Raw genomic sequence first — 23,702 nt, forward strand, 5'->3', positions numbered from 1 at the left:
CCGGAAGTCCCTGATATCATGACCCTGAAAAAGCCTGTAACCGCCTTCGGCCCAGATTTTCCCTTTGCCTATGATGACTGGCTGACGCATCCGGCCGGGCTTGGAAGCGTGCCGCAGGCGCGCTTTGGTGAAAAGCTCGCTGTGATCGGGGCAGGGGCTGCGGGCATCATCGCGGGCTATGAACTGATGAAGCTGGGCCTCCATCCCGAAATCTACGAATCCGGCAAATTTGGCGGCCGGCTGCGCTCTGAGCTGTTCGAGGGCACCGAAGATATCATCGCGGAACTTGGCGGCATGCGCTTTCCGGTTTCGTCGCGCGCCTTCTACCACTATGTCGATCTCCTCGGGGTCGAAAGCCGCCCCTTCCCCAATCCGCTGACCGAGGCCGCCGGATCGACGGTGATTGACCTTGAGGGCGAGACGCATTTCGCCCGCGGCCCCGAGGATCTGCCGCAGCTTTATCACGAAGTCGCCGCTGCCTACCGCGCCGCGCTTGAGGAACATGCCGATTTCGCAGCCCTGACAGAAGCCGTGCGCGACCGCGATGTGGTCCGGCTCAAGGCGATCTGGGATCCGCTGGTCGCGAAATGGGATGAGCGCACATTCTACGATTTCGTCACCTCGTCCAGCGCGTTCCAGAGCCTTGGCTTCCGGCATCGTGAGGTCTTTGGCCAGGTTGGGTTTGGCACTGGAGGCTGGGACAGTGACTTTCCGAATTCGATGCTCGAGATCCTGCGGGTGAACCTGCTCGAACTGGATGACCATCAGCGCTATATCGTCGGCGGGGTCGAAGGGGTGCTGCACCGGCTCTGGCGTCTGCCTGCGCGCGCGGCGCATTGGCCCGAGGGCACCTCGCTGGCGGATCTGAACGGAGGCGCGACGCTGGGGCGCGCGACGCATATCGCGCGAAGCGGGCAGGGTGGCTTCACCGTCACCGACCAATGGGGTGTTGCGCGCGATTACAGTGCGGTGCTGGTGACCTGTCAGAGCCATCTTCTGACCACTTCGGTTGCGGTGGATGAGGCGCTTTTCGATCAGAAACTCTGGATGGCGCTGGACCGCACCCGCTATATGCAGGCCGCGAAAACCTTTGTCATGGTTGACCGGCCGTTCTGGAAAGAAACCGGTCCCGACGGGCGGCCGCTACTGTCGATGACCCTGACCGACCGGAACACACGCGGAACCTATTTCTTTGACAACGGGCCCGACAGGCCTGCCGTCATCTGCCTGTCCTACAGCTGGATGACCGATGCGCTGAAGGTGCTGCCTTACGGGCCGGAAAAGCGGGTCGAACTGGCGCTTGCGGCGCTGGAGCGGATCTATCCCGGCGTTGATATCTGCAGCCATATCCGCGGCAATCCGATCTGCGTCAGCTGGGAGGCGGATGACAATTTCCTCGGGGCCTTCAAAGGCGCGCTGCCCGGGCATTACCGCTATAATCTGCGGATGTACCGGCATTTCATGCAGGCCGATATGCCGGCGGATCAGCGCGGCATTTTCCTTGCCGGGGACGGCATCAGCTGGACCCCGGCCTGGGTCGAGGGGGCGGTCCAGACCGCATTGAACGCAGTCTGGGGCATCATGACCCATTTCGGCGGCAGCTCTGACCGGGCCAATCCCGGTCCTGGAGATCTCTGGCCAACTCTCGGCCCCGTCTCGCTCGAGGGGCCGGAGCCGTCAGTCTGACAGCTGTGCTTTCAAGCGCCACCCGATGGCCGGGGCATAAAACCCCGGCCTGTGTCTGGTTTGCAAATGCGCCACCATCGCGCGCAAGGGCAGGGCGCGTGACCGACCAAAAGACGCCTTAAGGGGAATTCCGGCAACCGAAGCCGAAACAGCAACCATTTCCTTGTAGTGTATTGAATTATAATGGGTTTGTCGGTATTTTCCGAGGGCAGGGGTGCAAAGGCCTGCCATCGCGCCCGATCTATGCGCAAAGACCTCAAATCTGGTCCTGCCGGCGGGCGCGGCTGGGCGCTCCAGGACGTATCGGGTTAAGATGCTATGAATGGGTCAGGGTTCTCTCGCAGATCGTTGGCCAGCATCTGCAAGGGCCCGTTGCGGAGATGGCCAATTTCCACTGGATGATCAGTCCGCCGAACGTTGCGCCGATCGGGATGTTGCGGCGCTGTCAGGCACGGCTCATCGGCACGGCGAAGCACACGGCACAGCTGCAGGATCATGGGCTTGCGTCAGATCTGGGGGGCGGGCTCGAAGGATGTGGTCGGCACTCTCTGGCGGGGCGAGCACCTGACTTCTGAGGCGCAGGCCGGGGATTATGTCGGCGCCCGCATCCTGCTGAACAGCCATCTGCCGCAGCGGGTGACGCGGGGCTTCATGAGCGACCGCTGCTATGATGCGCTGGCCAGCGGGGCGCTTGTTGTCTCCGACGGGGGAAGCCGGTTTCCATGATCCGGATTGTCCCGCATGATCGTGTGGCCTCCCGATACCGTTTTGACAAGGCTGCGGGTGTGGTCCTTGACCGGGCGCGTGCGCTGATCAGCAATTCTTTCATCGCCGTTGCGGCCTACGCTCCGGGGCGATCCGAATGTGCAGTTCGGCCCCGGTACGATCACCATGCCCTGGACCCGGCTCTGGTCGGCAGTGCGGATCGGCAAAAATGTGAATATTGCTCCGAGGGGTGCGATCATGAATGGCAGCCACCGCCGGGTGATGGCGATCGGCGACGACGCTGGTGTTGATCAGCGCGGCCGTGCCCTGCGCCAGCGCTGAGTCCAGCCCGGTCGATCCCATTCCCCTGCCAGGATGAAAACGGGGCCAAGCGCACGAAACCTGTCCAGCAAAGGCCTGGCATTGCCCATCAGGAAACGGGCGCCGCAGTGCGAAGCCGGTCAAGGCTTCATTGCAGAGAGGGCGAAATCGCCCTAGGGGATTTATGACTTACGGTCACGCCACGGAACAAACGGACGAGAGCCGCCACCGCCAGCTTTGCTGGTGGTATCGTCAGGACGAGATTTGCACGTTAAGCGATCATCTGGACGCTTGAGAACAGCGTCATGACGAATAGACGTATTCGATGCAGGCGGCTTCCTCAGGAAGGGGGGAGCCGTGAGGCCAGTCGGTATCACGCCAGAATTGGCCTGAGCGGCCCTCTGACGCGCAGAGGTGGAAGATCCCCATCTTTTGAGTTGTTCGTCTGTGGCAGCCGAGAGGCACGCATAGCATGGAGCAGCAGCGATCATCGAAGACATGGGCGTGGGGGCGCTCAGCGGCGCTCCACGCGGCGCGCTTGCGGGCGTTGCCGACCGGGCATTCATAGTCGGGGTTTTCTGGGTTTTCCGTTTCGTCGATTTTGCCATGGAGAATGTCCAAATCTGGTTGGTTATCTTCGCAGCTGCGAAGGAGAGAGGACCACTGGGCAGCATCGCAGCCAGTCGCCCAACGGGCGCGGGTGTTGAGAGCGAGAAGGCACCAAAGGACTTTCTTCCGCCAAAGGCCGGAGGGGTGCCAATAGCCCTTCAGACCCGGGATCCTGATATTGAGAGAGGGAAGCACCGAGCCGGAGGCTTCGAGAGCTTCGAATTTGCGCATGAGGAAGTTTTCCCCGATCCCGGGCCGTTTGCTCATGCGGAAGAGACCAGTAGCGAAGTTTTCTGACTTGCTTTCCCGCATAGTCCCTTCGGACTTTTCAGCGGTGAACTGGTCTTTATTTACATACGAGAGCACATAGGACGCCCCGCCCTGCTCTACCTCGTGGAGGCAGGAGAACCCGGCAGGCCAGAGTGACCAGTTGAGGCGGATTTTTCGACCGCCGAAGACAGTGAGCATGTCTTTACGGTCAGTGACGATCTGGCGCTTTCCGTCGCGGAGAGCTTGAAATTCGCCGATCTTGAGGACGTCAAAGTTTGTGTAGAGGATGCAATGCCAATGGCAACGCCCCTCTTGGTCGCCTTGTTCGCCAGCGACAAGGAAGTGGACATAAGGAACGATGTTGAGCTTGTGGCGCTTGGCATAGCGCCGAGCAGCAGACCGCAGCCGGTCAACGAACATCTTGACGTCATAGTAACAGAACATCTGGGCCGCATCGCGGCCTTCCTGCGTATCTTCGGAATAGGTCAGGTCGACCCATAGGGTACGCTTGGCCCACGCATCCGCAAGGATCATACCTGCGTCAGCGATAGCATTGCCCATGTAGTTAGGGTCAGCGCCACTGGGGGCAACAGTGCCACAGGTAGCGCCAAGGACGGTCAGGGGATTGAACCCAAAGCGTTCACCAGCCTCGCGGGCAGTGCCGACTTGGTCCAAGATCACGTGGCGCGTGTAGCGCCCCGGATTGGCTTTCATGCCCATCATGCCGCCAAGAAGGCCAAAGCCGCCTTGTACGAGTGCAGCCCCAATGGACATCAGGAAACCTGCGCCATCTTGATCAGATCGGCGCGGACCTTCCGGGGTTCGACCCAGAAGTTATCAGCGACAAGCTGAATGGCCCAAGGCATGGGCGTTTTCTGATAGTCGATACCGGTCTCACGCTGGTATTAGAACAGACGCCAGAGCGCGTCCCGATAGGACGAGACAGGCTCTTGAAGCTCCGAGAGGACTTGGAGGCGGGCGGGAAGAGCGCCCGCTATAGCGGGAACCTGTCGCATCACAGAGCCCCCGCGCAGAAGGCCTGAAACTACGCCGGGAAGAGGGTCGAGACCGTCCCGCCGAGGAAGCCAAGCACCAGAGGCACGATTGCCGCGAGCGCTTTGCTAAGTGGTTGTTTTACACGTGTTTCTCCTGTTAAGGCGAAGAAATATCCGATAATGCAAGATTATTGGATGTTATACTATGATGACAGATGCGGCGGATAAAGTTGACATATATAGGATAAAACGCCGAAAATATGCTAATGTTTCGACATGGCCTGTGCCCCGAAACCCCCTCAGCTCGTCCGAAGCCCTCCGCCGCTGCCGAGTTGGATCCGGCAAGCAGTGGGTGGTGATGATATTGAGACAGCGATGTTTTCCGCCGGCGCAGCGCTCGCCGTTCTGGACCCGGTCGGCATCCTGTTGCGCAAGCGCCGGCGCTGTCGAGCGCAGCGACGACTTCGCGTTTGGAAGGGCGCCGGGAAGTCGAAGCGCAACTCCGAGATACCCTCGCGCTGCGCAAACCCGGCGATGATCCTGGTCCCGCCGGACGGATGCTCGTCGGTTGGCGCGCCCTTGGCGAGGCGCGGGCGCTGAGATCTTCCGACTGGCCCGCGCGACTGCCCGCCTTCTTCGATCTTGTGCCTGAACCGAGCGCTGAGATCTTAGGCGATCTCGGCACGGGCTTTGTCGGCCGCACCCCGCCTCTGCGCTCGGCCGCAGAGGCGGGGTGCACGGTTCTCGCTCTCGGTCCAACCATCGCGGTTTCGCGCTTTGGCTGACTGACGCGCTTCTGGCCCGCGCATTCGGCTGGGATCGGCCGGTGCCGCTGCTTGCAGTCCATCCGCCGCGGGCGGCTTTCTGGCTGGAGGGCGAAGCATGGCTGACGGCCTGTGCTGCGGTTTGGGGCCGGGCGGCGGTTGCCGCCTTTGATCGTCACGTCGATCTGACCCGCCGCGCTGCTCTGCGCGCGGTAAATCTGCGGCGGCCCGGAAAGGATGCTGCCACCATCGTCGCTATGCTGCTGACGGAGGACGCGCTGGCAGCACAGGCGGGGGCCGAGGCCAGCGATCGCGCCGCGCGATGGCTCTTCGACCGACTGACATCACTCGGCCTGGTGCGTGAGCTGACCGGACGACCGACCTTTCGGCTTTACGGGTTGTTACAATGGCTCCGAAATCCGCCGAACGGCTGGACGCCGGACTCACCGAGTTGCCGCAGGCCCCGCGTTGGCGCGAATGGATGGCGCGGGTCGAGGCGGTGGGTCGGGATGTGCCGGCCCGGGAGGTCGGCCGGGATTGTGCGCTCGATCTGTTGATCAAGGACATTTCTGCCGAACTGGCGGGGCGTCCTTACGAGATTGCGCGCATCGCAGGCGTGTCAATCGGCGTGGAAAGCTGCCCCCTATCGGCGCGCAATATTGACCCCACCCGGCGGTCGGAGATCAGGGCCTGAGCCGACGGGACTGATCATGTTGTAAGGGCGAGTCAGGCCCTGATCTTCAGGCGCGGTTCTTGAAGCGCCAGGACCTTCAGCGTCTTCTGGCGCCGCGACAGCGTGCTGAAGTCCGGCACAGTCCAATCCAGGCCGACCAGCCGCAGCAGGCTCTCGACAGAGCCGGTCGTCTGTCTGAGCGCCATTCCGAACAACACTTTCATCGTCAGGCAGGTCTGGATCGCGGCATCGCTATAGTCACGCTGTCGCCCGCGCTTGGCGGTGGGCGCGGCCTCCCACGTTATGGCGGGGTCGAACCAGATCGCCAGTGAACCGCGGCGCTTGAGCGCCTTGTTGTCGCTTGGCCAGTTCCCGGTCTTGTACGACGGTGGTGTGGGTCTGCTCATGCAGAGCAGCTATCTCGCTGGATTCCCGAGATGAATCCACTCAGCCGATTTGCGCAACAGAGCAGGCGATTGGCACAAGGTCGGGAATGCAGCTTAGCGATCCCGATGGCGGTTTCATGTGCTGGCTGCAAACCGCGCGGCAAGATGACCTCGCCGTCCTGTCGCATCTGGCGGAAGATATCAGTTTCCTGCCCGGAGATTTTTGCCGGGTCCGTCAGGATCCGGATGCCGGCAAAAACCTGTGCCTCGCGCTCAACTTCTCATTCCGCTGGTCCTCAGAGGCGCAAGCAAAGCTGCTCCGGCTGCTCAGCGCATTATCGGGATAGGGCGCTGAGCAGCCGCGCTAAACAAAGCCGATCTCACCCCCGAGCGGCCTCGAGGCGGCTGATGACATATTGGCGGATGTCGAGATTCCAATCCTCCATCGGGGCATAATAGCCATGATCATGTACCCGGTTGCGGATGCCGCGCTGCACCCGCTCACAGACCGACCAGTCCTGACGGTTCACCAGATCCCAGAATTCCACCGCATCCGCCGGGTCAAAACCGGGCCGTGCCATCTCGTCTTGTGCGAAGAGAAAGAGGCATCGAATTGTCGTGGCTGTGGGGCCCTTTGGCGTCAGCAGGAAACAGGCGACATGATCGCGCGCGAGGCTTACGAAAAGATTGGGATAGATCAGCTCTCCCTTGTGGTTTTGCTGCTCTGCCGCATCAAGGCCCGGGAAAGACGAGCGCGGCGTGGTGCCGGTTGCGGTGAAAGTATCGGCACCCTCGCGATGCGGCACACCATTTTCCCAGTCCAGCCCGGAACCGCCATTGGCGCGAAACGCAGGAACGATGGCACAAAGCTCGGGATGCACGCCGCCGCAATGATAGCATTCGTTGTAATTCTCGGCGAGGATCTTCCAGTTCGCCTCGATCTCATAGGTGATCTCTGCCCCGATCCGCAGATTGGCCAGCGGGTAACGCGCAACGCGTTCGGGCGCGCCGCCCAGCTGTTCGGCCAGGGTGCCGGCTCCCTCAGGTGAGAGATGGACGAACAGAAAGCCGCCCCAGCTGTCAACGCCCACCTTATGCAGTGAGAAATCCGCCTTGCGGATATGTTCGCCCTCCACCAGATGCGGAGCGGCAACGAGGCGGCCATCCAGATCATAGGCCCAGGAATGATAGGCGCAGCGGATCATACTGCCGGCAACGCCGCCTTTCAGCGGCGCGCGCCCTGCCCGCTCTTCCAGATGGCGCGCGGTGCAAAGCTCTGCCCCTCGATGGCGGCAGACATTGTAAAAGGCACGCAGCGCCCCGTCCGGTTTGCGCAGGATCAGGATGCTCTGCCCCATGACATCGACGACCATATGGCCCCCGGCGGCGTCGAGTTCCTCGACCCGTCCGGTGCAATACCATTCGCGCATGAAGATCGCCCTGCATTCCTCCGCGTGATGGTCCGGATCGCTGTACCAGTTGCTGGGCAGCGTTTTTTCCATCGGCTGACCCTCTGCTTCAGCGGCAGTTATCTGACGGCCTTGTGTCATTGATTGTCCTTTTCAGCTGTCTTCAGTTTAGCGGGGACGCAGCGACTTCGGGACCAGCCTCAGGGCCGGGGGTCCTTGTCGGAATACCAGTTACCTCAACTCAACTCCTGCAATCCCATGAGGACGCCTGCCATGGTCCGGAACTGCGCCGCTTTATTGCCGGGGCACTGCGGCCATCGGCGGCTTGCGCTTCTCGTTCAGGCTGGGCCGCCAGGGGTATCTCCATTTCCGCGCGGCGAGACGGGTCGGAGACGATGCCAAATAGCTTCGGCACATACGCCCCGAGGCCGCCCGCCGCAGCCATAGGTGGTAGTTCCATCGGGGCTGGTTTCCGGACTTCGGCCTCGCCCTTTCGGACGTTTCAGGCGCCTTCCTGGGTCTATGCCCGGTGGCATCTGCCTGAACTCTGGACCGCTACCGTTGCGGGGGCAGCGCCGGACTCTGACCGGCTTCCCAATTCTCCCTCCGGCATCGCTGTCGCAGGGCACCCTGATCGCCCCAGTGGGACGCATGCCCTTCCCTTCGTCTGTCCCTGGAGCGAAGCGTGGATGTCGCGAACAGACCAGCCAGCGGCAATTCTCCCGTGTCGCATTGCGTCTCGCTGGGGCTGTGACGTGGTGAAAGGTTAACGACATGGTTTTTGCGATAAGGCCGGCACGCCGATGAAACGGAATGCCGGCCTGCTGGGTCACCCCACCGGGCCTGGTGTCATCGCGCAGAAAGGCTGTCCACCGGGAGGGGACGGGGCAACTCTCCGCCACTCAGCCCCGCATCTTGCGCACGATATCCATGAATTCACGCGCGCGTTTGGGATCGACCGCATTCCAAGTATGGCCATCCACTTTGAGCGAGGAGCCAACCACACAGCCATCCGCGATTTTCAGTACATCTTCGACCGTGCCATGTTTCACGCCGCTATTGGCGAGAACCGGAGTGTCAGGCAGCGTCTTCTTCACGTTTTCCGGATCCACTATCTGGGCAGATTCCCCGGTGATCGCGCCCGAGACCAGCACGGCATCCCGGATCGAGGAAAACACTGCCGACCGCGCGCGATCCGCCAGTGGGCGACTGTCAGGCGAGACGGCGAATTCGGCTGAAACGTTGTTCAGGATCACCAGATCCTTGCGGTCCAGCTGACGTGCGCGCACATCGCGCGACCGGCATTCGGCGTCCAAACACGCCAGCCAAACCAGATGAACAAACCGGCGTCCTCGAACATCAAAGGAAAATGTCTTCAGTGCCGGGCTAAATCAGCACCCTTTTAAAGGGATGGTTTCGTGAACCGGTCCATCTATGCCGTAGTGCCCCCGCGTCGAATATGTGTTGACCGATCCTGGCCGCTCGCTTCTGGAGCTGATGAAAGGTTTTGTCGCCTCGGCCGATGAGAACCACGCTGCGATCCGCAGTGCGCCGGGCTTTCAGGACGTGAGAGACCGCTGACGTCAGCGCGGCGTCCCCTCCTTCAGAAATCGCCTGCGAGGAAATCGCAGGCCCGACCTGAACAAGCCTTGCCGGCGTGACAGTGACCGACCGGATCCCTGATTGCCGCAGGCGCAACGTGGGTTTCCCGGAGATTGCGTTAATCATGACACGCATGATGTTTCAGGGCGTTACGCTGCATTTCCTGAGGTTTCATCTGAAGAATTGCTGCATTTCTTCGTGATCGGTATCGCCTTTAAAGTGTAACCAGGTCGTCGCAATGCCACCTGATATCAGGTGCCTTTCGGGACCTGGCAGGAGCAGCGGGCCGGCCCAATCCGAAGGGAAGACCGATGCGGCTGAGCAGTGCCAGCAGAACTCCATCTCCAGATTTCCGCGCCTTCCGACCCCTGGTCTGGCTTGCCGGCCTGATCGCGGCGCTGTGCGTTGCGCTGGTCTCGCCCGCCCTTGCGCAGGAACGCCAGCAGATCGCCAGCGTCGATCTGTCGAATATCTCGGTCTGGGGCAACGCGCCCAGCAGCCGTACCTTTACGGTCCCGGCCGGGAGCCGTGTGACCGAGATCGAGACGGCAATCGGTGTCTCCCATCGCGGCAGCAGCTGGGGCAGCGAGACAGTTCTGACCCTCATTGCGCCGGGTGGTCAGCGGTTCGTTTTCACCGGGGACGAAATGAATTTCGCCGGGCAATCCGGCTATTATCGCGCCACCAGCAGGTTGCAGGTCGACCCGCCTGTGCTGAATGCCGGCGGCACCTGGACTGTCGAGCTGAGTGATACATACGATGATCGCGCTAACCCGGATTACATCACCGACAACAATTCCGGCATCGTCCTCTACGACCTGCCCAATCCCGAGCTGAGCCTTTCGGCCTCCTCGGCCGTTCTGGTTATGGGCACTGCCATTGACCCGATCCAGGCCAGTGCAACCGGCGGCGTCGGGGCTTATACCTATTCCATCAGCCCGGCCCTGCCGGCAGGTCTGACGCTGAACGCCAGCACCGGCGCGCTGACCGGCACGCCGGAAGCCGGCAGCCCGGAGACCACCTATACCATCACCGCCGTCGACAGCCGCAATCTGGGCGATGAGGCGACGCTGACCCTGACGGTGGAGGACCGGTCGCTGGTCCTGACTTTGTCGGAGAGCAGCATCTCGGCGATCCGGGGCACCGCAATCACTCCCGTCACCGCCAGCGCGAGCGGCGGAGATGAGAATTTCAGCTTCTCCATCTCGCCCGCCTTGCCCTCCGGTCTGTCGATTGACGCAGGGACCGGAACGATCAGCGGCACGCCGACGGTTGCCAGCCCGGTCACCGGCTACACGGTCACCCTGACTGATGGCAACGGCTATACCGAGACCGCCGCTATCAGCATCGGGGTCGAACACCCGCCGCTGGGCCTCAGCCTGTCGCAAAGCTATCTGCACCTGACCCGTGGTGTGGCGATTGACCCGGCGGTCACCGCGACGATCACCGGCGGCTCGGGCACGGTCAGCTTCTCGGTCAGCCCGATGCTGCCCGCGGGGATTGAACTTGACCCCGTCACCGGCACGATCAGCGGCACGCCGGGCGCCATACTGGCCGCCACCGCCTATACCGTCACCGCCACCGACCAGACCGGCCCCGCTCTCAGCGCGATCCTGACCATCAGCGTCGAGAATGATGATGAGCGCGTCGCTGAGGCTTTCGAGCAGGCCACCACCCGCTTCATGGCGGCGCGGATCGACCGCATGCTCGCTTCCGAGCCGCGCGGATACCGGCTGGAGAACCGGGGCGACACCTCCGGCAATGGCATCACCTCACGCTCCACCCAGAACGGCGCCGATCTCAGCTTTGCCGCCGGCCGGCTCAGCGCGGACGGGCTGTGGTTCCTCTGGATTGAGGGCGAATATGCCGAATACCGCTACAGCCACAGCGGCGAAGCGACGCGCAAGGGCGATTTCGGACTGGTCTCGGCAGGGTTCGACTATCTGCTGAACCCTGATCTGACGCTCGGGATGATGGTCCAGGTCGACCACATGTCCGAGACGGCAAAGGATGCCAGCGACATTTCCGGCAATGGCTGGATGGTCGGGCCTTATATCGCCGGCCGCTTCAGCAGCGATCTCTATTATACCGCCCGCATCGCCTATGGCCGGTCCGACAATGACGCCGCGCTCGACGTGTTCGGCGGCGGTGCGGAGTGGTTCCGGGGCGGTTTCGCCACCGAGCGCAGCCTTGCCCGCGCCAGTGTCTACGGCATCCGCGATCTGTCGTCGGGCGTCACGGTTTCGCCGAAGCTCGACCTCGCCTGGATGCGCGAAAGCCAGCAGGATTACAGCGTTACCGATGGCGTCAGCAGTGTAGCAGTTGACGGGCTGGCGGTTGAGGTCTGGCGCCTGAAGCTGTCGTCGCGCTTCGAGGGGCATGTGGGGCAGAACCTGCGCGCCTTTGTCGAGCCCTCGCTTGCCTGGGACTTCGCGGGCAGCGGTTATCAGGAGAGAGACGATCTGATCGGCGCACTGGAGCTGGGCCTGCGCTCGGACGCGGCCAGCGCCTGGCAGAGCCTTGTCGCGCTGCGCTATGAGGGGATCGGGGCTGACGACCGGGAGGCGGTCGCGGTGCGGCTCAACCTCAATCGCAGCTTCTGATCTGCCAAGCTTTGACCGGGTTTCCGGCTGTGGCCCCTCGCCGCAGACCGGGCCTGGTCAGGTGCTTCCGCGCGGGCCAGGCCGAAAGGTCAGAACGCGTTAACGGGGGTGCCGGTGGAATCCCCGAAGCAAACCGGAGACGTTTCTGCAACAAATGCGTCGCCAGTGACACGCATTATGTTCCGGGGCGTTACGTTCTGTTTCAGACGGTTGCCTCTGCCCGCTTGATCGCGCGGCCCGCTCCCTGCGAAAGATACCTGCTGCCTTCGCGCAGACGTTAACGCGGCTTCGGCCAGCGGGTTCCAGTGCCAAATTCCCCCCAATTTCCGGTTCGGAGACGCTGATGACCCGTGAGCTGATTTCCTCGTTTCATGAGCTTTCCGCAACGGCCGGGCCGGTTGGGCCAGAGGTGGTAACGTCCGGGCTGGTAACCCCGGATTTTGTGCCGCTTGAGCCGCGCGTTCTGATGGATGCGACGCTGGGCTGGGATATCTCGGGCGCCGATGACCTGGCGGAGTTGCTGTCGGGCGTGCATCACCTGCTGGAAAACCAGCTGACCGGCATTGATGATATCCTGTCGCAATTCGACACCCTCGCCAGCGCCGCGCTTGGCGTGCTGGATGTGCTGGGCGGCGCCGGCAGCCAGACCGGCGTCAGCGGCGCCGATCAGATCCAGGACATTGCCGACCGGCTGCGGGCGACGATGGCGGAGTTGCGCGACAGCTCTGCCCTTGCGCTGCGGCTGCTTGGCGCGGATACGGCAGGTGGCGATGCGGTTGCCGATCTGGTCGGGCTGCTGAATGCTGAGCTGGGCGGATCGGTTGTCACCGGGGACGATATCCGCGCGACCTTTGATCTGGCGGCATTCACTGGCAATACCGTCGGAGCCAATATCGACACGCTTGTCGACAGCCTGCTGTCGCGCAATCCGGGTGCGGGGTTCACTGCTGAAGGGCTGCATGCCACCATCACCTCGGTCACCGATGACTATTACGCTGCCGCGCTGAACGGGCTTTTCAGCATCGAGCTGAACGATATCATGATCGGCGGCCAGACCCTCGTCAGTTTCACCCAGAATGTGCTGGATCCGACCCGCGTCGATGTGGCGATCAACCTGCCGCAGTTTGATTTCAACTTTGACGCGCTTGCCGAATGGGCGTTCGGTTCTGCCGCACTGCCCTTCGATCTGGCGATTGAAAGCGACGCAACGCAGTTCCGCTTCCAGCTGGGCGGCGAGATTGCGGCGGTCGAGGGCGGCACCCAGATCCGCCTGCATGTCGACAATCTCGACTTTGACCCACTGGCGCAGTTCGGCGGGCTGCTGGATGTCACTGGCTGGAATGAGACGGTCAGCCTTGGCCTGCTGTCGCTTGGCATCGACGCGATTGCCCTGGCGGAGTTCCGCGTTGCGGTCAGCTATGACGCTGATGCCGATCTGGGCTGGGGCCTGACCATCGGCGCCGCCGGGATCACGGTTGAGCGGCTTGATACCGATACCGGCCTCGGCATCACGACTGAGATCCGCGAAATCGGTGCTGCGGATTATGCCGAAGTGACCGAGGGTGCGGTCTATGCCCTGGCGGCTTTGCAGCTGAAAGGTGGCCTTGATCTCTTTGGCCTCGTTGAAGGCCCGGATGGCGAGGGGATGCCCTTCGCGATCAATATGACGCTGTCTTCCGCGCTCTTGGGCAGCGGGATGGCGGATGCCGGCCTCGCCGACCGGCTGTCGCGCTTCCTGTCAGATGCGCGGATCGGCTTTGACGTCGACCTTTCCGCATCGGTCGCGGATGAGGGCCTGCGCGAGACGCTGGAAGGCGCGATCGAGGGTCTGGCCGCGATGGGGATGGAGCAGATTTCCTCCTTCCTGTCGGACATCGGCGATGTGATTGCCGGCCTATTGCAGAACTCGCTCCTGAATGTCGAAATCCCCTTCACCAGCATCGAGCTGTCCTCGGTGCTGGCCGAGATCGCCAACGCCTTCACCTCTATCAGCGATTTGTTCCATATTGACCCGGCGGGGCTGGGCTTTGATCCGCAGGCCAGCTCGGTTGCGTTGATTGCAACGGCTGTGACCGAACTGACCGCCGGTTTCGACCCCACGGTGCTGAGCGGTCTCGATCAGATCACCTTTGTTGTCGTGACCGAGACCGGGCGCGAGACGGTGACGGTCAGCCTGACCGGCAATGCTGTCCTCGCCGATCCCACGGCGACGGCTGCGGCGAAGACCGCAGCTCTGGCCTCGCTGATGAACACCGCGCTGGCCGCCTATGGCTTTGCCGTCACCGCCAGCGGCCAGGACCTGCGCATTGCCACCGCGAATGGCCAGCCCGCCGCCAATGCGCTGGCGCTCCTGGGCGCGCGGCGCAGCAATGGTCAGGCGACGGAGTTCGATTTCACCGATCTCGGTTTTGCCGAAGATCAGCTGGCCGGCGCAGCCGGGGTCTATGCCGATGGCGAGAAGGAAATCCTCGGTCTGCGCCTGGTGGATGCCCAGGGCCTGACCTTCACTCCTGGCGCGGATTTTGCCGAAACCATGATCGGGGTGGAAAAGCTGATCTTCACCGCCGTGGTCGATGGCAAAACGATCCCGGTCCAGGTGCTGAAACCGGCGGATGGCTGGTATGATGCGGCTGGTACGCCGAACCTGACCGGCATGCTGGCGGCGTTTGAGGCCGCACTGGCGCTGAACGCGCTGCCGTTGGAGGTCACGCTGGAGGATGGCGGCTTCAGCTTCGCCGCCGTGGGGCCTTCGGGCACCTCGATCACCTTCGGCGCTGATCCCGAACAGATGACGCGGGCCTTTGACCTCGCCTCGCTGATGGAATGGGTCAATCTGCAACTGGCGCAGACCGAGACACTGGCCGGTGCCGAGCTGCGGCTGACCGCTGACGGCGCGCTGATGTTCACCTTCCCCGAGGTGACGGTGAATGCCGAAATCGAGGGCAATTTCTCGCTGGCAAATCTCGGCCTCGACGGGCTGTCGAACTTGTCGCTTGCCGCACGCGTGCAGGCGGCGCTGTCGGCCAGTTTCGACGCGGCGGTGGGGATTGACCTGATCGGCTTCGCCTCGGCGATGGTGGCCGCTGCGGGCGAAGGGTCGAATGCCATCGAAGCGCGCCATGCGCTGGACAAGGCAGAGGGGGGCGAGAGCTCCATCGGTTCGGCGCTCCTCGACAATATCTTCTTTGCCGATCTGGCCTTGCAGGCGCAGATCACCGGCAGCGCCAGCAATATCACCGGCAGTGCCGATCTTGGCCTGATGTCGCTGACCTTCGGGTCGCAAAACTCGGCGCTGAACTTCCTGGAAATCGATACCCAGTTCGATTTCAGCATCCTGGGGCAGGGGGATGGCGGTTTCTCCAGCCGGGTGACGCTGCAGAACATCCTCGACGCTTTCCTTTATGAGGATGCCGACGGCAATCTGAACGTCACGCGCGGGCTGAACACGCTGATTGGCCGCGCCGATCTGCAGGGCGGTATCGTCACCGATGGCAAGGGCGCCGCGCTGGACGCGGATGGCGCGGCCACCACCGACCGCGCCGATCTGCGCCATGTCGATGCCGATGGCTACACGCTGTCGGAAGGCGAGATCCTGTCGCAATTCTACCTGCAGCTTGGCGATGTGAAGCTGAATGTGATCGGGATCGAGGGGCTGAATGAGGGCCTGATCGACGGCATCGCGCTGACCATCGACGATCTCGCCAGCCCGCTTGACAGCCTGAACTACCGCCTGCTCGGCGACGGGACCGAGGCGATCAATTCGCTGGCGACGCTGGGCGATGGCGACATTCTCGACAGTTTCAGCACCATCCTGAACCTCGTCAGTCTTGCGGGCGAGACGCTGAAGGAGAAGCTGCCCTTCCTGAACCAGAATATCCCGCTGCTGAATTTCTCGGTGCTGGATGCGGTGGATTTCGCCAAAGACCTCGCTGCCGAGATGCAGAAGTTGCGCGACAACCCGCAATCGGGTCTGGCCAAGCTGGAGACCATGCTGGAAGGCGTCTTCGGCCAGGACACCGTCAGCCTCGTCTGGGATGCGGATGCGAAAACGCTGCGCTTCGGGCTCAGCTTCTCGTTCCTGCAGGATTATGCGCAGTCGCTGCCGTTCAACTTCGATCTGCAATCGCTGATCGGCGATCAGCTGGCCTCGATCGTCGGCGCTGATGCCGCGAAGATCCTGACCAATCTGGCCGATGTGAAGGGCGATGGGCGGCTGGTTTTCGACCCCGATCTGACAATGAATTTCGCCTTCGGGATCGACCTGTTGAAGGTGCTGCTGGATGATGCGCCCACCGCGACCGGCGAGACGCTGCTGACCGATCTGGCGACGGTCGGCGCGCTGGTTGAATCCGCCGAAGGGGCGAATGATCTGCGCATCCGCTGGAAGGATGTGACCACGGGCGCGGCAAAAACCGTCAATATCGACATTTCCGGTGCCGCCACGCTGGAAGAGCTGGTCGCGAAGATCAACACGCAGCTGCAGGGCGCGATAGGCGCCAATGTCAGCTTCACCTTTGACGCTGAAACCGGGCAGATCACGCTGGCCGATGCCAATTCCGGCATCATCCTCGCCGATGATGTCGAGGCGCTGTTCGGGGCCGAGACGGCTGTCGCGGAAGTGGTCGACGGCGCGACCGTTCTGGCGTTGGCCGAAGGGTTTGAGGATTACGCCGCCGGCTACAGCTTCCACATCGCCTTTGGCGCCGATGCCGGCAAACTTGGCGCGGGCGTGGATATCACCATCGCCGCCGAAGAAGGCCGCACGGCGGAGGAATTCGTCGCGGCCCTGAACGCTGCCCTTGCCGCCGCCGATGTGGCGCGCAGCGAGGTCTCGGGCCGCGCGGTTTCGGGCTGGGCCATTGCGGTCAGCCAGCTGGTCCGGGCCGAGCTGGTCGATGGCGAAATCCGCCTGACCGGCACCAATTTCGCCGACAGCATCGGCGCCGGTCCGATCACCTTCGGCGTGTCTGGCACCGATGGCGGCCATGCCGTCACCTTCGAGATTTTCGAGCTGGGCGGGTCCAACGCCGCCCGCCTTTTGGGCTTTGACAGCATCGGCAAGGTGATCTCGGGCGATGTCACTTCGAAAACCCTGCTGCAATCGCAGGAAATCGGCGCGCCGCGCGTCTATCTCGATACCGAGGCCTCGGGGCTGAAGCTGGAATTCACCGCTGGTGCCGAGGATGGGCTGAACCTGAAACTCGGCTTCGGCCCGATCTCCATCGGCGTCGTCAACGGGACCGCGCTGCTGACGGCGGGCGCGGGCAGCAGCGACCCGGCGCATCTGTCGCTTGGCTTCAACGATATCGATGGCGACGATCACGTTGGGCAATACAACCTCGGCGATCTGGCCGCGCTGGTGATGGATGGCGGGCGCTCGCTGCTTGATCTGTTCAACATCGACGTGGCCATCGGGATCGTGGTCGATCTGGCATTCGAGGACAGCCTCGGTTTCCTCAACAAGAATGAGCATGGCCTGACCTACCGCGCCGATCTGGTGACGACCAATGGCCCGGTCTCGCTGTCGGGGCAGGTGCTGGATGCCTTCTCCGGCGATCTGATCAATCTGTGGAACGGCGATGATCTGGAGGGCGAATTCGATCTGCGCCTGCCCTCCATCGATGACATCACCAGCTTCCTGTCGGATTTCAACATCCTGGCCTTCCTGAACGACCCGGCGGCGGTGCTGGACGGGCTGGATATGATCCTCGACCGCATGCAGCAACTGTTCGATGATTATCTGAAGGGAATTGATCTGCCGGTGGTCGGCAATGCCATCGGCTCGGCCGTCACCTTCTTCAGCGATTTCCGCTATGGCATCCTGGCCGAGGCGCGCGAGATCGCCCATACGCCGATGGAAGATGGCAGCCTGCCGACCACCATCGACCTGCTGACCGGCTGGTTCAACGATCAGCTGAACGCGGTCTTCAACCCGAATGGCGAGAAGATCCAGTTCATCCAGGCCGCCCTCGACACCGAAGGCGGCATGACCGACAGCTACCTTTACGGCGCGATCAACTTCTCGGCTGTGATCTTCGACGAATTCCTCGACATCGCCTTTGATCTTGGCCTGCCGGGCTTTGATCTGGCGGTGAAGGAAGGCTCGGGCATCCGCATCACGCTGGATTACAGCGTGAACCTTGGCTTCGGTCTGAACAAGACCGGCTTCTTCCTGCTGAACGACACCGATCAACAGGAGATCCGCATCGGCGTGACGGCGGATGCCGGCACCTTCCAGGGCTCGGCCAAGCTGATGGGCATCCTCGGCCTTGATGTCGATGCGATCACCAAGGTGGATGGCAGCTATATCGGTGAGGGCACGGGCGAGGGCACCGCGATTGTCACCGGTACGCTCGGCGTCGATCTTTACGGCGATCAGGGCCTGACGATCATCGACCGTGACGCCACCGAAGGCGCGGGCGAGATTGCGATTGATCTGAGCGGCATTACCCCGCTGACCGGCACCGGGGCGGAACTCAGCTATGAAAAGCTGGTCTATCTGACCCGGCTTTCCACCACCAATCTGGTGAATTTCGTCTTTAACGCCTCGGTCGATATCCAGCTGGGCCTGACCGCGAACATCATCGACCCTACCAAATCCGGCAACCAGCCGCTGCTGATCGGCGGCTATCAGGTGATCCCCTCGGTCAAGACCGAGCTGATCGTGCTGGGCGGCTATGATTCCACCAGTGGCGCTGGCTTCACCTTCGAGACGGTGGCCTTCGAGAATGTCCGCATCGACGCGAGCGTGCTTTACGATGCGGTGATCCGCCCGATCCTCGACCCGCTGATGGCCTTTATCGAGCCGCTTGCCGCTGCCTTCAGCTGGATGCAGGAGGTGCCGTTCAGTTTCGTCGTCGACGCGCTGTCGCAATATTTCCCGATCTTCGGCGTGGTGAACTCGGTTCTGAAGACCATCTCGGACATCGCGAATTTCGTGGAGGCGCTGCATGCCTCCGGTGGTGAATTCGTCTTCGGCACCTTCGATTTCACCGGCAGCTTCGTGGGTGATGACGCGACGGGCAAGATCGACAGCTCGTCGATGGTGATGGATGCTTCGTCCTCCTCGACCGCGGTTCTGGCGGGCAGCACAAGCGGCAATGCGCTTGGCGTTTTCGGCAGCCTTTCCAGCGGTTTCGCGCTGGAACTGCCGCTGCTGAGCGACCCCTATTCCGCGATCAACATCCTCCTGGGCAAATACGATCAGGTCGATCTGGTGAAGGTCCACTTCACGCTCTTCAACCTGAATCTGCCGAAGACCGATTTCGTGCAGCTGATCCTGGGTGAGATCGGCGCGCCGGGCTGGGTGAAATCGATTATCTCGGGCGCGCTGAAATTCGAGATCGGTGCGCATGCCTATGCCGGTCTTTCGGCGGGCTATGACCTCTCGGGCATCGTCAATTTCGTCAATACGCTCGATCCGGTCCGGCTGCTGGATGGCGTCTTCCTCGACACCAAACCCTTCATCGATGTGGGCTTCCAGGTCGCGGCTTCGCTGAACCTTGGGATTGCGGGGATCAAGGTTGGCGGCGGCGCCAGCGTCTGGCTGGGCTTCAACGACCCGAATGACGATGGCAAGCTGCGCTTCCCGGAACTGCTGGCGATCATCGATGCCGGGATCGAGAACCCGTCGAAGTTCCTTGGCTATCTGTTTGAGGGTGGCTTCAACGTCAATTTCTACCTCTCGGTCTGGGCCGGGATCAAACTCGGCTTCATCAATCTGACCTTCGATATCGATGTGGTTGATTTCGATGTGACCATTCCGTTCGGGGGCTTCCAGTTGCCGCCGCGCCTGACGCCCACCGTGGCGGATGGCGGCACCGCTGTGCTGGCCGTCGGCTCGAACATCGGCAATTCGATGTCGACCATGGACAAGGATGGCAATGACGTCATCACCCTGACCGGGCCGCATTCGCCGATCCAGATCGGCCTGTCGAATGAGCAGGGCAGCCTCGGCGGGTCGATGAACCAGAATGTCGGGGGCATCATCATCCCGGCGGGCGAGGGCAACAACACCATCAACCTGTCGCAGCTGGAGACCGATATTCCGATCGTGATCTATGCCGATGGCGGCAATGACACGGTGATGCTGCCTGATGAGGGGCTGATCGTGGTCTTCCTCGGCGATGGTCAGAACAAGGTCACCGCCAATCCGGGCGCGACGGGCACCTATGTGATCTTTGGCGGCTCGGGCAATGATGTGATCGACATTCCCGGCGGCAATGTCGTCTTCTTCGGTGATGGCGATTACGGCATGCGCGACATTTTCCTCGCGCGCTTTGCCAGCACCGATCTGTCGGTGGCCGAGATGACCGCGATCCTTGGCATCACGGCGGATGGCCAGGTCGACACTTCAGCCCGGGCCGAGGCGAATTACGCGATCACCGATGTGGACGGGGTGGCGAAGAAGGTGACGCTTGCGGCCTTCCTCGATGACTACACCCGTTACACCCAGACCAGGGCCAGCACGGCTGCCGATACCGTCACCACCGGCGCCGGCAATGCGCTGATCATGACCGGCGCGGGGGCCGACAAGATCAGGGCAGGCGCGGGCAGCAGCGGTGTCGTCAAGGTCTATTCGGGTGCGGGCGATGATGACGTGACCGTCGCTGGCGCATATGCCTATGTCGAGGGCGGTGCGGGCGCGGATATAATCCGCACCGATGCGGCGGCCTCCGAGATCTGGGGCTGGGGCAAGGCGGCGGGCGAGAGCGGGCTGCTGGACACCACCAACAACGCCCAGGCGGCCAAGATCAACCAGCTCGCCAGCCGCGACGGCGCCGATATCATCATTGGCGGCGTCGGCAGCGACACGATCTATGGCCAGCTTGGCAATGACGTCATCGAAGGCGGCGGCGGCAATGATGTGCTCTATGGCGGGCGCGGCACCGATCTGATCACCGGCGGGCGGTTCGAGATCACCTCGGCCAAAACCGGCGCGTCGATCTCTGTCGAAAGCTACAACAAGAACACCGGCTTTGGCCAAAGCGTCTACCTCTCGACCCAGGATCTGGCCGATGGCAATGACGCGATCTATGGCGGCGATGGCGATGACATCCTGCTGGGCGGGGGCGGTGACGACACGCTTTCGGGCGGGCGCGGCGCCGATGTGCTGATCGGCGATTTCGCGAAGATCCGGCTGTCGGCGAACCTCGTGGCCGAGGATATCGAGACGCAGTTCGACAGCTCGGTCAATGCCGGGGTGGACCATCTGAACGGCAATGAGGGCAATGACATCCTGATCGGCGGCGGGCGTGGTGACATCATCACCGACACGCTGGGCGACAATATCATCCTCGGCGATTTCGGCGTGGTGCGCGGCACCCGTCTGAATGAGGCGGTATCCTCGGTCGAGACCCGCACCGATGCGATGGGCGGGGCCGATCTGATCACGACCGGCGCGGGCAATGACTATATCCTCGCCGGGATCGGCGATGACACGATCTATTCGGGCGATGGCAATGATGCGATCCTGGCCGATGACGGGGTGATGTATCTGCTGCGCGACAAGGATGGCACGGTTACGGCCACGCTGGTCGATACCGGCACCTCGACCGGCAATGATGTGATCGTCACCGGCAATGGCAACAGCCGGGTGATCGCGGGTCTGGGCGATGACCGTATCACCGTGGGCCACGGCCATAATGTGATCATTGGCGATCTGGGCCGCATCGACGCGACCTCGGCCGAGGGGATCTGGACCGCAACCGATGGTGCCGACACGCTGTTCGGCGGCAATGGCCGCAACCGGGCGGTGCTGGGCGGCGGCGATGACCGCGCCACTCTGGGCAATGGCGGCAACCGGGTGATCGGTGATGCCGGCACCCTGTCCTGGATCGGGCTTTCCGATTTCGGGGGCGACGTGATGGAGACCACCTATGCCAATCGTGGTGGCAATGACGTCATCACCACCGGCTCGGGCGCGGATGTGATCATGGGCGGCTTCGGCAACGACACGCTTTACGGCGGGGCGGGCGATGATGTGATCCTCGGCGATAACGGGCGCTATGCGGCGCCGCTGAACGGCAACGCTGGCCGCATCACCTCGCTGGTCGGTGAAGAGGAAGGCCGCGATCTGATCTATGGCGGCGCGGGTAATGACATCCTGATCGGCGGCCAGGGCGATGATAGCCTGTACGGCGGTACAGGCGAGGATGTGATCTTCGGCGACAGCGGCGAGGTCACCTTCACCAATGCGACCGATATCGTCACCCTTGAGATGACCGATGTCACCCGGGGCGGCAACGATTTCATCCATACCGATGCCTCCGACAAGGGCGATGACATCCTGCTGGGCCAGGCCGGGAATGACACGATCGAGGCGGGCGGCGGCGATGATGTGATCCTCGGCGATATCGCCACCTTCCTGTTCTCGCATCCCGATCTGCGCCTGCCGGGCCAGTCGGCGGCGGACCGGTTGATCCGGCTGGAATCGACCCGGATCGACGTGGGCGGCGATGATCTGATCTATGGCGGCACCGGCAATGACATTGTCGTCGCGGGCTTCGGGGCCGATACGCTTTACGGCGGCGATGGCCAGGATCTGCTGATCGGCGATACTGCGATCATCACCCGCCGCTGGGAGGATGCCGCCGCAGGCGGGCTGATGGAATGGCTGACCATCGACACCAATTTCGCCTTCGAGACCGGCGGTTACGACCATATCTACGGCGAGGGCGGTCATGATGTGATGATCGGTGGCCTTGGCCCGGATATGTTCTACGGCAACACCGCCGAGGATGCGATCTTCTCGGATGGCTATGCGGGCCTCTTCCGCGCCTGGCTGCCTTCGGGCTTTGCCGACCGGGCCGAGAAGGATCAGCGCTACCTCTACACCTCGAACTTCGCGGGGCGTGGCGCGGTGGATGTGGTGTCGAACGCGCAGCAGAATGCGGCGATCGGCAACCCGCTGGAGGCGGTGCTGGAAAGCCCGCTCGGCAAGGTTGTGCCCTTCCCGGGTCTGTCGCGCCATGCGCTGGACCCCGATCTCTGGCGGCGCAGCATCGACATGCTGGACGATCCCGACGTGTTGCGCGCGCTGGCGCAGCTGATTGCGATGGGGGCGGGGTCCGACCTCCTGGCCGAAAGTATGCTCGCCACGCTGATCGAGGCGGGGCTGCTGTCGGGCGATACCGATCCGGTGATGCTGGAGATCCTGATCGGGCGTCTTGCCCAGGTGCTGCAAATGCGCGCCACCAATGCCGAGGCCGTGACGGGTGATCGCCCGCTGGCCGCTGAATAAGACAAAAAAGGAAAGAAAAATGACCGATACCCCGGCCACCAAAGGCAAACACACCACCTCGATGAATGGCATGACCATCCATTGGCATGACGACAAAATGGAAAGCGTCTACGCCAATATCGGCACCGCCACTGCCAATCGCGAAGAGTTCTATCTGCTGCTCGGCACGCATCAGAACTGGCGCGGCAACGCCGGCGACAACAAGGAAATCGACGTGAACCTCTCGACCCGCGTCGTGCTGAACCCCTATGCGGCCAAGCGCTTCGCCGCGATCCTGACCGGCTCGATCAAGGCCTATGAAGATCAGTTCGGCAAAATCGACATCTGACCATAACTTCCTGAAAGACCGCAGTTTTGCTTGATCAGGCCACATCAGTCTTTGTGACCGGTGCGGGACGCCATGTCCTGCGCATCTTCGGCGAGCCCCCCTCGCCGGA

The 23,702-nt window shown here is 62.4% G+C and carries 11 protein-coding genes, 3 pseudogenes and 1 riboswitch; of the genes and pseudogenes, 10 read left to right on the forward strand and 4 right to left on the reverse strand.

Annotated elements, in window-relative coordinates; translation table 11 throughout:
* The first annotated feature begins 18 nt into the window (after positions 1-18).
* The 3 genes from BLW25_RS21845 (at position 19) to BLW25_RS21855 (ending at position 2,733) form a co-directional block, all read left to right on the forward strand.
* The gene (locus tag BLW25_RS21845) at positions 19-1,686 is read left to right on the forward strand and encodes a flavin monoamine oxidase family protein (RefSeq protein WP_092904129.1); all 1,668 of its coding nucleotides are present in this window, start codon (positions 19-21) and stop codon (positions 1,684-1,686) included.
* Between the two features lie 501 nt (positions 1,687-2,187).
* Positions 2,188-2,412: a CgeB family protein gene (locus tag BLW25_RS21850; protein WP_143040588.1), complete on the forward strand. Its 225-nt coding sequence runs from the start codon at positions 2,188-2,190 to the stop codon at positions 2,410-2,412.
* A gap of 108 nt (positions 2,413-2,520) precedes the next feature.
* Positions 2,521-2,733, forward strand: a complete 213-nt coding sequence (locus BLW25_RS21855; RefSeq protein WP_143040589.1) for a hypothetical protein — start codon at positions 2,521-2,523, stop codon at positions 2,731-2,733.
* A gap of 282 nt (positions 2,734-3,015) precedes the next feature.
* Here the strand turns inward: BLW25_RS21855 and BLW25_RS21860 are convergent, their stop codons facing one another.
* Positions 3,016-4,365, reverse strand: a complete 1,350-nt coding sequence (locus BLW25_RS21860; protein ID WP_092904135.1) for a rolling circle replication-associated protein — start codon at positions 4,363-4,365, stop codon at positions 3,016-3,018.
* Positions 4,366-5,026: 661 nt separating this feature from the next.
* On the opposite strand from BLW25_RS21860, the pseudogene BLW25_RS21865 reads away from it, so the two are divergent.
* The 3 genes and pseudogenes from BLW25_RS21865 to BLW25_RS25125 all read left to right on the forward strand — a co-directional run.
* Positions 5,027-5,371: pseudogene (locus tag BLW25_RS21865) on the forward strand (DUF1403 family protein); the annotation flags it as partial.
* A pseudogene (locus BLW25_RS25430) lies at positions 5,320-5,691 on the forward strand (DUF1403 family protein); the annotation flags it as partial. The pseudogenes BLW25_RS21865 and BLW25_RS25430, both read left to right, overlap by 52 nt.
* A 65-nt stretch (positions 5,692-5,756) precedes the next feature.
* Positions 5,757-6,044, forward strand: coding sequence for a hypothetical protein (locus tag BLW25_RS25125; protein ID WP_253188619.1), 288 nt, complete (start codon positions 5,757-5,759; stop codon positions 6,042-6,044).
* Between the two features lie 71 nt (positions 6,045-6,115).
* On the opposite strand, the pseudogene BLW25_RS21880 reads toward BLW25_RS25125, so the two are convergent.
* Positions 6,116-6,430 (reverse strand): annotated as a pseudogene (locus BLW25_RS21880) (transposase); the annotation flags it as partial.
* 86 nt (positions 6,431-6,516) lie between these two features.
* Between BLW25_RS21880 and BLW25_RS21885 the strand changes: the two are divergent.
* Positions 6,517-6,756: a hypothetical protein gene (locus BLW25_RS21885; RefSeq protein WP_092904141.1), complete on the forward strand. Its 240-nt coding sequence runs from the start codon at positions 6,517-6,519 to the stop codon at positions 6,754-6,756.
* A gap of 33 nt (positions 6,757-6,789) precedes the next feature.
* Here the strand turns inward: BLW25_RS21885 and BLW25_RS21890 are convergent, their stop codons facing one another.
* Both BLW25_RS21890 and BLW25_RS21895 read right to left on the reverse strand, forming a co-directional pair.
* The gene (locus BLW25_RS21890) at positions 6,790-7,911 is read right to left on the reverse strand and encodes an aromatic ring-hydroxylating oxygenase subunit alpha (protein ID WP_092904142.1); all 1,122 of its coding nucleotides are present in this window, start codon (positions 7,909-7,911) and stop codon (positions 6,790-6,792) included.
* A gap of 352 nt (positions 7,912-8,263) precedes the next feature.
* A riboswitch (cobalamin riboswitch) is annotated at positions 8,264-8,466 on the reverse strand.
* A gap of 254 nt (positions 8,467-8,720) precedes the next feature.
* The gene (locus BLW25_RS21895; protein WP_253188620.1) at positions 8,721-9,107 is read right to left on the reverse strand and encodes a BtpA/SgcQ family protein; all 387 of its coding nucleotides are present in this window, start codon (positions 9,105-9,107) and stop codon (positions 8,721-8,723) included.
* Between the two features lie 624 nt (positions 9,108-9,731).
* On the opposite strand from BLW25_RS21895, the gene BLW25_RS21905 reads away from it, so the two are divergent.
* The 3 genes from BLW25_RS21905 to BLW25_RS21915 all read left to right on the forward strand — a co-directional run bounded on the left by BLW25_RS21905 (position 9,732) and on the right by BLW25_RS21915 (position 23,593).
* The gene (locus BLW25_RS21905; RefSeq protein WP_092904146.1) at positions 9,732-12,023 is read left to right on the forward strand and encodes a putative Ig domain-containing protein; all 2,292 of its coding nucleotides are present in this window, start codon (positions 9,732-9,734) and stop codon (positions 12,021-12,023) included.
* Positions 12,024-12,366: 343 nt separating this feature from the next.
* Positions 12,367-23,265, forward strand: a complete 10,899-nt coding sequence (locus BLW25_RS21910; RefSeq protein ID WP_092904148.1) for a calcium-binding protein — start codon at positions 12,367-12,369, stop codon at positions 23,263-23,265.
* A 19-nt stretch (positions 23,266-23,284) separates the two neighbouring features.
* Positions 23,285-23,593, forward strand: coding sequence for a DUF3467 domain-containing protein (locus BLW25_RS21915; RefSeq protein WP_143040590.1), 309 nt, complete (start codon positions 23,285-23,287; stop codon positions 23,591-23,593).
* Positions 23,594-23,702: the final 109 nt, after the last annotated feature.

Source organism: Rhodobacter sp. 24-YEA-8 (assembly GCF_900105075.1).
Taxonomy (GTDB): domain Bacteria; phylum Pseudomonadota; class Alphaproteobacteria; order Rhodobacterales; family Rhodobacteraceae; genus Pseudogemmobacter.